The sequence below is a fragment of the Nostocoides sp. F2B08 genome (assembly GCF_009184895.1).
Classification (GTDB): Bacteria; Actinomycetota; Actinomycetes; order Actinomycetales; family Dermatophilaceae; genus F2B08.
The window spans coordinates 685443-697788 of the sequence record NZ_WESE01000002.1; the positions used below are offsets into that span (position 1 = coordinate 685443).

Genomic DNA, 12346 nt, shown 5'->3' on the forward strand with positions numbered 1-12346 from the left:
GCTAGCTCCGCAGCTCGACGACCGTCTTGCCGAACCGCAGGGTGGTGCCGGGGCCGACCGGCGTCACCGCCGTGAGGCGTTGCTGGGTGCCGTTGCTCACGAGGAACGTGCCGTTGGTGCTGCCGAGGTCCTCGACGAACCACTGCTCGCCCTCGCGGTAGATCTTCGCGTGCCGGCCGCTCGCGTAGTCGTCGTCGAGGACGAGCGCGCACTCGGGATTGCGGCCGATCAGGGTGCCCTGATCGCGCAACGGCAGAGTCGTGCCGTTCAGCGGTCCGGCGGTGACGGCGAGGTATGCGATGGTCCGGCCGTTCCCGCGACGTTGCCTGCGCTGCGGCGCGGCCGCCGCGGGCTGACCCGCCGCGGCGCGCGCGGCGGGCCGGGCCCGCCGCGCATCCCGCCGCGCCTCTCGGCGGGTGACGATCCGCGTACCGTAGAGGTCCGAGCGCAGCACGGTGACGATGGAGAACACGAAGAACCACAGCGCGGCGAGGAGCCCGAGTCGCAGGACGGTGACGGTGAGCTCAGACATGAGCGGTCCTCGTCATGCTCGTCCGGCGTGATAGACGACGGTCGTACGGCCGAAGGTGACGCGGTCGCCGTCCTCGAGCCGCTGGTTCGAGACGCGCTCGCCGTTGACGAAGGTGCCGTTGGTGCTGCCGAGGTCGCGGACCGTCGCGGCCAGGTGCGGACCGTCGGTCGTGACCCGGATCTCGGAGTGCCGCCGCGAGATGCCGGGGTCGTCGAAGATGATGTCGTTCTCCTCGTCGCGGCCGATGACGTTGATCGCGCCCATGAGGAGGAACCGGTCGTCCCGGCTGGCGAGGTATGGGCGGTCACCCGGACGGGAGCGGCGGGGGACGACCTGCCTCGGTTCCTCGCGGTGGGCGGGGCGCCGCTTGCTGCCACCTTGCTGCGCGGAGCCCGTGCCGGCGGCGGCGCCCACGGCCCCGACGGCGCCGGCGGATGCTCCGGCTGCGGCCGCTCCGGCTGCGGCCGCCGCTCCGGCGGAGCCGGGCCCCGCGTCGTACGGGTTCTCGCCGTAGGGGTTGAACCCGGCGAGCGCCTCGTCGGCGGCGTGGTCACGACCCGGCGGCGCGCTCGGGACCGGGGGCCGGTCCGCCGACCGGCCGGACGGAGCGCTCGGGGCGACCCCCGCATACCCCCCGGCCGCGGAGCGGCTCGCCCCGGCTCTCGGCCCCGTCACCTGCTTGGCCTTGGACGGCTTGATCCGGAACACGCCGGTGTCGAGGTCGTCGGTGCGCTCGAGCGAGACCGCGATGGGCCCGGCGGGCGAGTAGCGCTGGGTGTCGACATGCTCCTCGGCGGCCACGACGAGCTCGTCGATGATGTCGTCCTCGAACTCCGCGAGCCGCTCGTAGTCGCCCGGGGAGAGGATCACGGTGAAGACGTTCGGCACGAGCACGTGGCCTCGGCTCGGTGTGACCGCCCGGTCGTCCATCGCCTTGCGGATGGCGCTCGCGATCTCGACCGGCTGCACGTCGGCCTTGAAGGCGCGCGCGAAGACGTTGTTGACGGTGCGTTCGAGCCGCTTCTCGACCCGGTCGAAGATTCCCATCGCGCTCACCTCCTTCGTCTCGCCCCCGATGCTATCTGCCGTGCCCTCCCAACCGTGGTTGGCGCGTAGTGCGCGGTTCGGGGTGAGACATCGCGCCGGTGGGTGGAACAACGCACCGGCCGCCCGCGGCGTGCCGGGCACGCCGGGGCTGCGCCCACCGCGGGTATGCGCGGCGCACCCCACGCTGCCGACCCACCCATGTCCGGGGTCGGGTGGGGCGAGCCGCCCTGCGGGCTCAGAGGTCGCGGTGGATGGTGGGGTCGCCCGGATGCCTGCCGCGCATCATGAGGACGATGGCCAGGGCAAGACCGCCCCAGACGACGATGATCGCGACGATCATCATGAGGATCGCTGACGTGCTCATGAGATCTCCTCACTGTCGGGGACGGAGGGATCGGCGAGCGAGGTGCCCTCCCGCCACGGCACGCGCGCCGCGACGAACCCGGCGACGGCGATCGCGACGACCATGAGCCAGCCGAAGACGACGAGCATCCACATCGGGTATCCGCCGTAGGGCTCGTCGATGACCGCCCAGAGCTCCTGGATGAGCACGATCGTCAGCACGACCGGGACCAGCGCGCCGAGGGTGACGACCCAGAGCCGGCCGACCTGGAGGTCCGCCGTGAGGTTGAGGTGGTCGGCCAGGCGCGGCAGCGCCCGCACCACCCAGGCGACGACGACCACGCTGACCACGGCGACGACGAGGATCCCGAAGCGGTTGACGAAGTGGTCGACGATGTCGAGGACGTAGATCCCGCTCGTCGTCGAGAAGAACACGAGGCTGAGCAGCGCGGCCGGTGCGACGACGACGGCGGTCGCGGTCCGGCGGCGCAGGTCGAACTTGTCGCGGATGCCGGAGATGACGACCTCGATGACACTGACCAGCGAGGTGAGTCCGGCGACGACGAGGGAGCCGAAGAAGAGGACGCCGATGAGCGCCCCGCCCGGCGCCTCGTTGATGATCGCGGGGAAGGCGATGAACGCGAGGCCGATGCCCGAGGTCGCGACCTCGCTGACGGCCACCCCGGACGCCTGCGCCATGAAGCCGAGGGCGGCGAAGACGCCGATGCCGGCGAGGACCTCGAAGCTGCTGTTGGCGAAGCCGACGACCAGACCGGAGCCGGTCATGTCGGTGTCGCGGTCGACGTAGGAGGCGTAGGTGATCATGATGCCGAAGCCGATGGACAGCGAGAAGAAGATCTGTCCGAAGGCGGCGGCCCAGACGCCGGGTTCCAGGAGCGCCGACCAGTTGGGGGTGAAGAGGGCGTCGAGGCCCACCCCGGCGCCGGGCAGCATGAGCGCGCGCACGACGAGAATGAGGAAGGCGATGACGAGCAGCGGGATGAAGATCGCGGCCGTCGCCCCGATCCCGCGCTGGACACCGAGGAGCATGATGACCAGGACACCGACCCAGACGACCACGAGCGGGATGAGCACGCCCGGGACGACCGACGCGGTCACGCCCGGGTCGCCGGCCTGGAGGTACTCGCCGAAGAAGTAGGCGTCCGGCGCGTCGCCCCAGGCCTTGTTGACCGAGAAGATCGTGTAGCTGACCGCCCAGGCGAGCACGGCGGCGTAGTAGATCGCGATCATGAAGCAGATCGCGACCTGCCACCATCCGAGTCCCTCGGTGCCGCGCCGGAGGCGGGCGAACGAGAGGGGCGCCGAGCCGCGGTGCCGGTGGCCCATCGCGTAGTCGAAGAGCAGGAACGGGATTCCCGCGGTGATCAGGGCGACGAGGTAGGGGATGATGAACGACCCGCCGCCGTTCTCATAGGCGACATAGGGGAACCGCCAGATGTTGCCGAGTCCGACGGCCGACCCGATCGCCGCGAGGATGAAGACCCGCCGGGACGAGAATGCGCCGCGCTTGGCCTGCTCGGCGTGTGCTGCAGAGTGCTCGACAGACATGCGTCACCTCCACGTGATGTGCCACACATCGTGCCAGATCGGGGCCGTTCCCACCCACCCCTCACCGGCGTGCCGTGACCGCGTCTGCGGAGGTCAGTCGCCGGCGACCGCCCGGGCGCTGCGCTCACGGCGCTCCCGCTTGAGGCGCTCGATCGGGTCGCTGTCCGAGCCGAGCTGGGCCGGGCCGAAGAGGGTGAGCATGACCCGGCGGACGTGCCACCCCATCAGGTAGGGCACGGACAGGCCCGCTCGGGGCAGCTTCTCCTCTGTGGCCATGCAGTCAGTATCCGTCTGTGCGGCTCACGGTGGGACTGCGGCCTCACCCGGAGGCCCTGACCCGAAGACCCTGACCCGAAGACGGTGCGTTCCTCCCGGTTTGGCGCGATACATCGCGCCAAACCGGGAGGAACGCACCAAACGCGGGAGGTCAGGCGACCGGTGTCGCCTCCCGATCGGCCGGGTCGTCCTCCGAGGCAGCCGCCTTCGCGGACTCCTCCCCGTCGTTGCGCCACAGCCTGCTCGGCCACCACGTCCAGCGCCCGATGTCGACGGCGAACGCCGGCACAAGGAGGGAGCGGACGATGAGCGTGTCGAGGAGGACGCCGAACGCGACGATGAACGCGATCTGGGCGAGGAAGACCAGCGGGATGACCGTCAGCGCGCCGAAGGTCGCAGCGAGCACGATGCCGGCACTGGTGATGACGCCGCCGGTGACGGCGAGTGCGCGCAGGACGCCCTTGCGGGTGCCGTGCACCTTGCTCTCCTCGCGGGCCCTCGTCATGAGGAAGATCGAGTAGTCGATGCCGAGGGCGATGAGGAAGACGAAGCCGTACAGCACGGTCGTCGGGTCGCCGCCGGGGAACCCGAACAGGTAGTTGAACACCAGCGCCGAGATGCCCAGGGTTGCAGCGAACGACAGGACGTTGGCGACCATGAGGAACAGCGGCGCCATGATCGCCCGCAGGAGCACGACGAGGATGACGAAGACGACGAGGATGATGACCGGCGCGACGACGAGGAAGTCGCGGTCGGCGGCCTGTCGCGTGTCGAGCTGCTGGGCGGTCTGTCCACCGACGAGGATCCGCTCGTCGACGGTGCGCAGGTCGTCGCGGACCCGCTCGACCGTGTCGACGGCCTCCGGGGAGTCGGCGGCGTCCTGAAGGGTGGCCTGGAGGATGACGTTGCCGTTCACGACCTGCGGCGGGGCGCCCGGGACGAGACCGATGGTCGGGTCGGAGACCCCCTCCTCCTCCTCGAGGACGGCGAGGGCGTCCTCGGCGGCCTCCTCGGGCGCGAGGATCTGGACGGGCGAGCCGGAGCCGGCGTCGAAGTGCTCGGCGAGCAGCTCCTGGCCGGCGACCGAGTCGACGTCGGTGAGGAACAGGTCGGACTGGGCGATGCCGTTGAGGCGCAGCATGGGCAGGAACGCGGCGGCGACGAGCAGTCCGATCGTGACCGTGACCCAGGTGCGACGGGGGTGTCGACCGACGGTCTCGGCGACGCGGCGCCAACCGAGGCGGTTCGCGAGGCGGTTCTCGTCCTCCGCGGTGTGCACGTGCGGCACCGACGGCCAGAAGATCCAGCGGCGGCCGAGCACGAGGAGGGCGGGCAGGAAGGTGATCGCCGCGAGGTAGGCGCCGCTGATGCCGAGGGCGGCCACCGGCCCGAGACCCGAGGTGCCCTTGAGGTCGGCGAGCACGAGCGCGAGGAGACCGAGGATGACGGTGGCGGCGCTCGCGGAGATCGGCTCGATCGTCGCGCGCCACGCCTTCTTCAGGGCGGTCCACGTCGAGTCGTGGACGTGGAGCTCCTCCTTGTAGCGCGAGACGAGCAGCAGGGCATAGTCGGTGGCCGCACCGACGACGAGGATCGACAGAATGCCCTGGCTCTGGCCGCTGACCGTGATCAGTCCGGCGTCGGCGACCCGGTAGACGACGTATCCGGCGGCCGCCAGGCCGAAGACCGCCGTGAGCAGGACGGCGAACGGCAGGATCGGGCTGCGGTAGACGATGAGCAGGATGACGAGGACGACCACGAGGGCGACGAGGAGCAGGATGCCGTCGATCCCGGCGAACGCGCTGGACAGGTCGGAGATGAAGCCGGCGGGTCCGGTGATGTATGCGGTCAGCCCCGCCTCCTCCAGCGGCGCCATCTCCTCGGCGACGGTGCTCGTGACGAGCTCGAGGACCGGCTCCTCCTCGATGTTCTGGTCGACCTCGTCGGCGATGAGGGGAACGACCACGAGGAACGCCTCGCCGTCCTCGCTCGGGACTGCCTGGAGCGGCGTGCCGGGCGGAAGGGCGATGTAGTCCGCGAGCGTGGTGCCCTCTGGGAGCTCGCCCGTGGCGTTCGGCAGCTCCGTGGCGAAGGTCTGCGCGAGCTCGAGGTCGGTGGGTTCGAGCCCACCGTCACGTGCGGCGACGACGATGAGAGGAAGCGTCGAGTCGTCCTGGAAGTCGGTGAGCGCATTGGTCACGAGCGTCGACTCGGCGTCCTCGGGGAGGAAGGAGGCGGCGTCGTTCTCCTGCAGCGAGGAGAGCTGGCCGATCGACTGGCCGCCGACCCCTCCGATGGCGAACCAGGCCAGCACGAGCGCGATCGCTCCCAGCAGGACCCGCCGGGGCAGCTTCACCCGTTCCTCAGCGCGTCGCTGTTCCGGCGACTTCGTCAGTCCTCGCGCCATGGGTTGTCCCTTCGATACGATCATGATTCACGAGGTGAATCAGGAAGTTGTTAAGTTGCTGAAGGGAAATTAGCAGGATGCACAACGATGCCGCCAGCCGGTCGGTCCGCGACATCGTGCCCCAGTGGCAGATGTCGGGAACGCTGGACCGGCTGCAGCGCCTCCTCGACGCCGGCTCGGCCGCGCCGATCGAGGTCGCCCGTCGCGCGCACCTGAGCACCTCCGAGCTGCACGCCCTGCGTCACCTCTCGTCCCAGCCGATGGGCCCCGCCGAGCTCGCCCGAGTGCTCGGAGTCACGACCGCGGCCGCATCCGGGGTCGTCGACCGGCTCGTCGGCAACGGCCATGCCGAGCGCCGGCCGCACTCGGTGGACGGCCGTCGCACCGAGGTGCACCTCACCGACTCCGGCCGAGCCGAGGCCGTGGGCCACCTCGCGCCGATGTTCGCGGCACTCGCCGCGCTCGACGCCTCGCTGACCGACGAGGAGCGGGTGGTCGTCGACCGCTACCTCGACGGGGCGATCGCCGCCGTCCGCGCCCTGCTGTAGAGCCGCGACCACGCCGAGCGCGTCCCGCATCCCTCCCCGTGCACAACGCCGAGCCCGGCGTCGCCGGACCTTCGCCCCCCGGCCGCGCATCCGGTCGCGGGCCGGACCTGGGCCCACCGGCCGCGGAACTTTCTCCGCCATGTGGGCGCACATCCGGCAGGTCGGCGTAACTACGGCAGGTTGGGCGGGGGTAGCTGGGCGCAGGTTGCCGCGATCCAGAGCATTGCCATCGTGCACGACGTGCAGGTTTGCACGCTGTGCATGTATGCGCCTACCGTCATCAGCGTGAACGTCACCGTCACAACGGCCCCGGGCGCGGAGACCCCGGGCCGGCGCGAGCTCAACAAGGCCCGCACCCGTGAGGCGATCGTCGCGGCACTGCGCACGCTCGTGTACGACCAGCCCGTGCATCGGGTCACGGTCGACCAGCTCGCCGAGGCCGCCGGCATCTCGCGGCGCACCTTCTTCAACTACTACGCGGGCATCCCGGGGGTCGTCTCCGAGATCATCGGCTCGAGCACGGAGCACCTCGCGGACGGCGTGGGTGACCTCGACCCCAGCGTCTCGCCGCTGCAGCCGCTGCGTCGTCTCGTCGCCGAGGTCGGGATCCCCACGGAGCTCATCGAGTGGCTCGCGCTGCTCGACCTCCATGCCTGCGCCGACGACCCCGCGGCGGCGGCGTTCGACCGCACCGTGTGGGCCGAGAAGGGCGCCTGGCTCGAAGAGCTCCTCGTCCAGCGGCTACCCCGTGGGGCCGACCCGCTCTACGTCGCCACTCTGGCGACGACGATCATGAACTGCTTCGCCGCCGCCGAGCGTTCCTGGGCGGCCGCCCGCACGTCCGGGGCACCGGTCGACGCCGCGGACGTCACCGACTTCCATCGACAGCTCGACCGGGCCCTGGCCTACGCCGAGCACGGCTGGGTCGTGCCCTCTGAGCCGTCCCTGTCTGCCGATCCCCCATCCTCCGTCGAACCCATCACCCGAAGGACCTGACCATGGCCGTCCTCCTCCACCGCCTCGGCCGCTGGTGCGCGCGCCGACCCTGGCCCGTCGTCGGCGCCTGGGTGGCGCTCCTGGCGCTCACCGTGACGGGCATGCTCACGCTCGCCAAGCCGCTGGCCAACGAGTTCTCCATCCCCGGCAGCCGCTTCGAGGCCGTGCTGGCCACGCTCAAGGCCGAGATCCCCGAGGCCGCGGGCACGACGGGCACCGCGGTGTTCCGCAGCGACGACGGCTTCACCGCGGACCAGCAGGCCGCCATCGAGGACGCTGTCGCCGCGTGGAACGAGATCGACGACGTCCTCGCCGTCGACCCCTTCGCGACCCAGGCCGAGATCGACGGCTCTGCCGAGCAGCTCGCCTCGGGACGCGCCGAGCTCGAGGCGGGTCGTGCCGAGCTCGAGGCCGGCGAGGAGGAGCTCGCGCAGGGCCGCTTCGAGCTCGACGGCGGTCAGTCCCAGCTCGACGCCGCCGTCGCGGGTGGCTTCGTCACCCCCGAGCAGGCCGCGCAGGCCCAGGCCGAGATCGACGCCGGCCGGGAGCAGCTCGAGGCCGGCGAGGCCCAGCTCGCCGAGGGCCGTGCGGAGCTCGAGGCCGGCGAGGCGCAGCTCGTCGCCGGTGAGCGGATGGCTGCGCTGTCGGACGGCCTGCGCCTGGTCAACGAGTCCGGCACGGTCGCGATGTCGCAGATCTCGGTCCAGGGCGCGGACGGGGTCATCCCGCCTGAGACGATGGACGCGATCAAGGCGGTCGCCGACGACCTCGACGCCCAGGGCGTCGAGACGAGCCTGTCCGCGGAGCTGACCTCCGACATCTCGAGCATCTTCGGCCCGGGCGAGATCGTCGGTCTGGCGGTCGCGGCGGTCGTCCTCATCGTCATGCTCGGGAGCCTCGTCGCCGCCGGCCTGCCGCTCCTCATGGCCCTCGTCGGCGTCGGGGTCGGTCTCACCGGCGCGCTCGCCCTGTCCTCGGTGGTCGACATGCAGTCGATCACCCCGGCGCTCGCGCTCATGCTCGGCCTCGCGGTCGGCATCGACTACTCGCTCTTCCTCATCAACCGGCACCGCCAGCAGGTCATGCACGGCATGTCGGTCGAGAGCTCGATCGCACTCGCCGTCGGCACCTCGGGCAACGCGGTCACCTTCGCCGGCCTCACGGTCGTCATCGCCCTTGCCGCGCTCACCCTGACGGGCATCCCCTTCCTCGGCGTCATGGGTCTGGTCGCCGCGGGGACCGTGGCGATCGCGGTCCTCGTCGCGCTCACCCTGACCCCGGCGATGCTCTCGCTCATGCGTATGCGCGTCCTCAGCAAGCGCACCCGAGCCGCTCTCGCTCGTGGAGACCTGCACGACAGCGCCGAGCAGGACGCCCGCGAGGCCGACACCCACCGCGGGTGGGCGGCCTTCGTCGCCGGGCGACCGTGGCTGATGATCGTCGGGGTCCTCGCGATCGTCGCCGCGCTCGGCTACCCGACGGGTCAGCTCCGTCTCGGCCTGCCGGACGGGGCGTCCGAGCCGGCCGGGAGCGACGCATACATCACCTATGACACGGTGCGCAGCGAGTTCGGTGCCGGTGCGAGCGGACCGATCATCGCCGTCGCGGAGCTCGACCAACCGATCGCCGAGGGCGACGAGACCGAGCTGCTCACGACGCAGGCCGACATCGGCGAGGAGTTCGCCGACATCTACAACGTCGAGTACGTCGTGCCGGTCGGCGTCAACGACACCCGCGACGTGATCGCCTTCCAGATCCAACCCGCCACCGGCCCAGCCGACCCGGCGACCGAGCGGCTCGTCGACCGGATCACCCAGATCGCCCCGCGGATCGGCGCCGACAACGGCGCCGAGATCGGGCTCACCGGGGTGACGGTCGCGAACATCGACATCTCGAACCAGCTCGCCGAGGCGCTGCCGCTCTATCTGTTCGTCGTCGTCGGCCTCTCGCTGATCCTGCTGCTGCTGGTCTTCCGCTCGGTCGTCATCCCGTTCCTGGCCACCGGTGGGTTCCTCCTGAGCATCGTCGCGGCGTTCGGGGCGGTGGTGGCGGTGTACCAACTCGGCCACCTGTCGCCGATCTTCGGCGTCAACGAACCGGGGCCGATCATCTCGTTCCTGCCGATCCTCCTGATCGGCATCCTGTTCGGACTCGCGATGGACTACCAGGTGTTCCTCGTCAGCGCGATGCGCGAGGAGCACGTCCACGGCAGGGACGCGCGCACGGCCGTCATCACCGGGTTCAACCACAGCGCTCGGGTCGTCACGGCCGCGGCGATCATCATGATCTCGGTGTTCGGCGGGTTCGTGTGGGCGCATCTGGCGCTCGTGCGGCCGATCGGTCTCGGCCTGGCGGTGGGTGTGCTCGTCGACGCCTTCATCGTCCGGATGACCCTCACGCCCGCGGTCATGACCCTGCTCGGCGAGAAGGCCTGGTGGATCCCGCGGTGGCTCGACCGGATCCTGCCCGACGTCGACGTCGAGGGCGCCAAGCTCGAGCGGGCGCTCGACAGCCGTTCGGACGCCGACGAGGTCCCGACATCGGACGACGCGCCCGATCGGGTCGGCGTCTGAGGTCTGGGCGCGAGAGCGTGTGAGTGGACCGGCGCCATGACGCCGGTCCACTCACACGGTGTGGCTGAGCGCGGATCAGGGCATGGTGGACGGTGACACGCCATCGTCTGCCGAGTGAGGTGCACGCCCGATGTGGTTCGACTCCTGGTCCGCCGTCCTCCGGATCCTGCTCGTGGGGGCGGCGTCCTACGTCACCCTCGTCCTGCTGCTACGGGTCGGCGGCAAACGGGTGCTCGCCAAGCTGAACGCGTTCGACCTCGTCGTCACCGTGGCTCTCGGGTCGATGCTCGCAAGCGCCGTCCTGAGCAAGGAGACCCGCTTCGTCGACGCGCTCGTCGGCATGGTGCTGCTCATCGGCGCGCAGTGGCTCGTCACCCGCGTGACCACCTCGCTGCCCGGCGGGCGGCACTTCGTCAACGCCGAGCCGACACTCGTCGTCCGGGACGGTGCGCTGATCGAGGACGCATTGTCCGGTCTGCGGCTGACCCGCGGTGAGGTGGCTCAGGCGGTGCGCTCTTCAGGGCGCGGTGACTTCAGTGACGTCGCGGCGGTCGTGCTGGAGCCGGACGGCTCCCTGAGCGTCATCGGGCGGTCCTCACTCGGTGACGCCCGGGCGATCGCGGACGTCCCGGGGTGGAGTCGCTGAGCTATCCGCGCCAGCACCTGCCCGCATGCCGGACGTCGAGAGAGCGATGAGCCTGTCACATCGAGGCTGGTTGCCGTGAGGCCTTCGGCTCGTCGTGCCCGGCCTGTGCATCAGCCGGTCGGCAGGTAGGCGACGCCTTTGCGCACTCCGAGGATGCGCTCCGTCACCATGACGGCCGCACCGGCGATCGCGGCATCCCGTCCAGTCGTGGCGGGGAGGATCTGCAGCGAGCCGGTGGCCAACGGCAGCGACCGGGTGTAGACGACTTCGCGCACCCCGGCGATGAGGTGGTCGCCCGCCCGCGTCAGCAGTCCGCCCAACACGATGACCGACGGGTTCAGCAGGCTGACGCAGGTCGCCAGGACCTCACCGATGAAGCGGCCCGCCTGCCTCAGCTCGGTCGCGGCGCGCACCTCTCCGGCTTCCACGAGTTCGACGATGTCGAGGGTCCGCCTGGCGTCGACACCCTGGTCCCGGAGACGGGTCGCGACGGCCGGACCGCTCGCGATCGCCTCGAGACATCCCCGGTTGCCGCACCGGCACAGGACATCTCCGCCGTGGGGGGAGGCGACGTGTCCGAGATCGCCGGCCGCTCCCTTCGCGCCTCGCAACAACCGGCCGTGCGTGATGATGCCTGCGCCGATGCCCGTCGCGACCTTGACGAACAGCAGGTCTGCGACCTCGGAGTGCGCGGTCGAGTGCTCACCGAGGGCCATGAGGTTGACGTCGTTGTCGACGAGCACGGGGACGTCGAGATCCCGGGTGACCCGAGCGGGGATGTCGTAGCCGTCCCAGCCGGGCATGATCGGGGGACGAACCGGTCGTCCCGTCGAGTGTTCGACCGGTCCGGGCACACCGATCCCGATCCCGACGAGGTCGTCACGCCGGCCGTGGTGCTGGAGAAGCTCGTTCGCCCGGTCCAGGACCCAGGAGAGAACGCTCTCGGGGCCGTCGGCGATGTCGAGCTCGCCGACCACGACGTCGATCGGTCGCCCCGCAAGATCGGTCAGTGCCACACCCGCGGGTGTCGCGCCCAGGTCTGCCGCGATGACCACCCTCGCGCTCGGCGCGAACGAGAACTGCACGGGTGGTCGGCCTCCGGTGGAGGCGGCCGAACCCACCGGCGCGAGGAGACCGGAGGAGAGCAGGGTGTCGACCTTCGCGCCGACGGTCGACCGGCCCATCCCGGTGAGGGCGATGAGCTCGGCGCGGGTCCGCGGGCGGCCGTCGAGCATGACGGAGAGGACATCGGCCGCCTCCCGCACACCGACCGGAAGCGGCTCCACCGCGGTCGACATGAGGCAAGTCAAGCACACGGCAATTGCGGGCTGCGATGCACAACCCGTGCTCAAGAAGAGCACTTCTACAGAATTGGCATAAACTTTTGCTTGACGTGCAACAGAAGATCTG

Annotated in this window: 11 protein-coding genes; 4 read left to right on the forward strand and 7 right to left on the reverse strand. The window is 70.6% G+C overall.

What is annotated here, in order from left to right:
- Nucleotide 1: 1 nt before the first annotated feature.
- The 6 genes from GA707_RS06890 to GA707_RS06915 form a co-directional block, all read right to left on the reverse strand.
- Nucleotides 2-532, reverse strand: coding sequence for an FHA domain-containing protein (locus GA707_RS06890; protein ID WP_152177639.1), 531 nt, complete (start codon nucleotides 530-532; stop codon nucleotides 2-4).
- Nucleotides 533-544: 12 nt separating this feature from the next.
- Nucleotides 545-1579: a DUF3662 and FHA domain-containing protein gene (locus GA707_RS06895; RefSeq protein WP_226963576.1), complete on the reverse strand. Its 1035-nt coding sequence runs from the start codon at nucleotides 1577-1579 to the stop codon at nucleotides 545-547.
- A gap of 235 nt (nucleotides 1580-1814) precedes the next feature.
- Complete coding sequence (locus GA707_RS06900) at nucleotides 1815-1943, reverse strand: methionine/alanine import family NSS transporter small subunit (protein WP_152177640.1); 129 nt, start codon at nucleotides 1941-1943, stop codon at nucleotides 1815-1817.
- On the reverse strand, nucleotides 1940-3490 hold the full coding sequence (locus tag GA707_RS06905) for a sodium-dependent transporter (RefSeq protein WP_152177641.1): 1551 nt from the start codon (nucleotides 3488-3490) through the stop codon (nucleotides 1940-1942). The genes GA707_RS06900 and GA707_RS06905 overlap by 4 nt, the downstream gene beginning before the upstream one ends.
- 93 nt (nucleotides 3491-3583) lie before the next feature.
- On the reverse strand, nucleotides 3584-3766 hold the full coding sequence (locus tag GA707_RS06910) for a hypothetical protein (RefSeq protein ID WP_152177642.1): 183 nt from the start codon (nucleotides 3764-3766) through the stop codon (nucleotides 3584-3586).
- Nucleotides 3767-3917: 151 nt separating this feature from the next.
- Nucleotides 3918-6173 (reverse strand): MMPL family transporter, encoded by a 2256-nt coding sequence (locus GA707_RS06915; RefSeq protein ID WP_152177643.1) that lies wholly within the window; start codon nucleotides 6171-6173, stop codon nucleotides 3918-3920.
- Nucleotides 6174-6250: 77 nt separating this feature from the next.
- On the opposite strand from GA707_RS06915, the gene GA707_RS06920 reads away from it, so the two are divergent.
- The 4 genes from GA707_RS06920 (at nucleotide 6251) to GA707_RS06935 (ending at nucleotide 10936) form a co-directional block, all read left to right on the forward strand.
- Nucleotides 6251-6721, forward strand: coding sequence for a MarR family winged helix-turn-helix transcriptional regulator (locus GA707_RS06920; protein ID WP_152177644.1), 471 nt, complete (start codon nucleotides 6251-6253; stop codon nucleotides 6719-6721).
- 285 nt (nucleotides 6722-7006) lie between these two features.
- Entirely contained in the window at nucleotides 7007-7717 is a 711-nt protein-coding gene (locus GA707_RS06925) for a TetR/AcrR family transcriptional regulator (RefSeq protein WP_193315207.1), read from the forward strand.
- 2 nt (nucleotides 7718-7719) lie between these two features.
- On the forward strand, nucleotides 7720-10290 hold the full coding sequence (locus GA707_RS06930) for an MMPL family transporter (RefSeq protein WP_152177646.1): 2571 nt from the start codon (nucleotides 7720-7722) through the stop codon (nucleotides 10288-10290).
- Between the two features lie 130 nt (nucleotides 10291-10420).
- Nucleotides 10421-10936 (forward strand): DUF421 domain-containing protein, encoded by a 516-nt coding sequence (locus GA707_RS06935; protein WP_152177647.1) that lies wholly within the window; start codon nucleotides 10421-10423, stop codon nucleotides 10934-10936.
- A gap of 110 nt (nucleotides 10937-11046) precedes the next feature.
- On the opposite strand, the gene GA707_RS06940 is transcribed toward GA707_RS06935, so the two are convergent.
- Nucleotides 11047-12234: an ROK family protein gene (locus GA707_RS06940; RefSeq protein WP_152177648.1), complete on the reverse strand. Its 1188-nt coding sequence runs from the start codon at nucleotides 12232-12234 to the stop codon at nucleotides 11047-11049.
- Between the last annotated feature and the right edge of the window lie 112 nt (nucleotides 12235-12346).

Coding starts and splice junctions, on each gene's coding strand:
- GA707_RS06890 (WP_152177639.1), bottom strand. CDS start 532: ATGTCTGAGCTCACCGTCACCGTCCTGCGACTCGGGCTCCTCGCCGCG.
- GA707_RS06895 (WP_226963576.1), bottom strand. CDS start 1,579: ATGGGAATCTTCGACCGGGTCGAGAAGCGGCTCGAACGCACCGTCAAC.
- GA707_RS06900 (WP_152177640.1), bottom strand. CDS start 1,943: ATGAGCACGTCAGCGATCCTCATGATGATCGTCGCGATCATCGTCGTC.
- GA707_RS06905 (WP_152177641.1), bottom strand. CDS start 3,490: ATGTCTGTCGAGCACTCTGCAGCACACGCCGAGCAGGCCAAGCGCGGC.
- GA707_RS06910 (WP_152177642.1), bottom strand. CDS start 3,766: ATGGCCACAGAGGAGAAGCTGCCCCGAGCGGGCCTGTCCGTGCCCTAC.
- GA707_RS06915 (WP_152177643.1), bottom strand. CDS start 6,173: ATGGCGCGAGGACTGACGAAGTCGCCGGAACAGCGACGCGCTGAGGAA.
- GA707_RS06920 (WP_152177644.1), top strand. CDS start 6,251: ATGCACAACGATGCCGCCAGCCGGTCGGTCCGCGACATCGTGCCCCAG.
- GA707_RS06930 (WP_152177646.1), top strand. CDS start 7,720: ATGGCCGTCCTCCTCCACCGCCTCGGCCGCTGGTGCGCGCGCCGACCC.
- GA707_RS06935 (WP_152177647.1), top strand. CDS start 10,421: ATGTGGTTCGACTCCTGGTCCGCCGTCCTCCGGATCCTGCTCGTGGGG.
- GA707_RS06940 (WP_152177648.1), bottom strand. CDS start 12,234: ATGTCGACCGCGGTGGAGCCGCTTCCGGTCGGTGTGCGGGAGGCGGCC.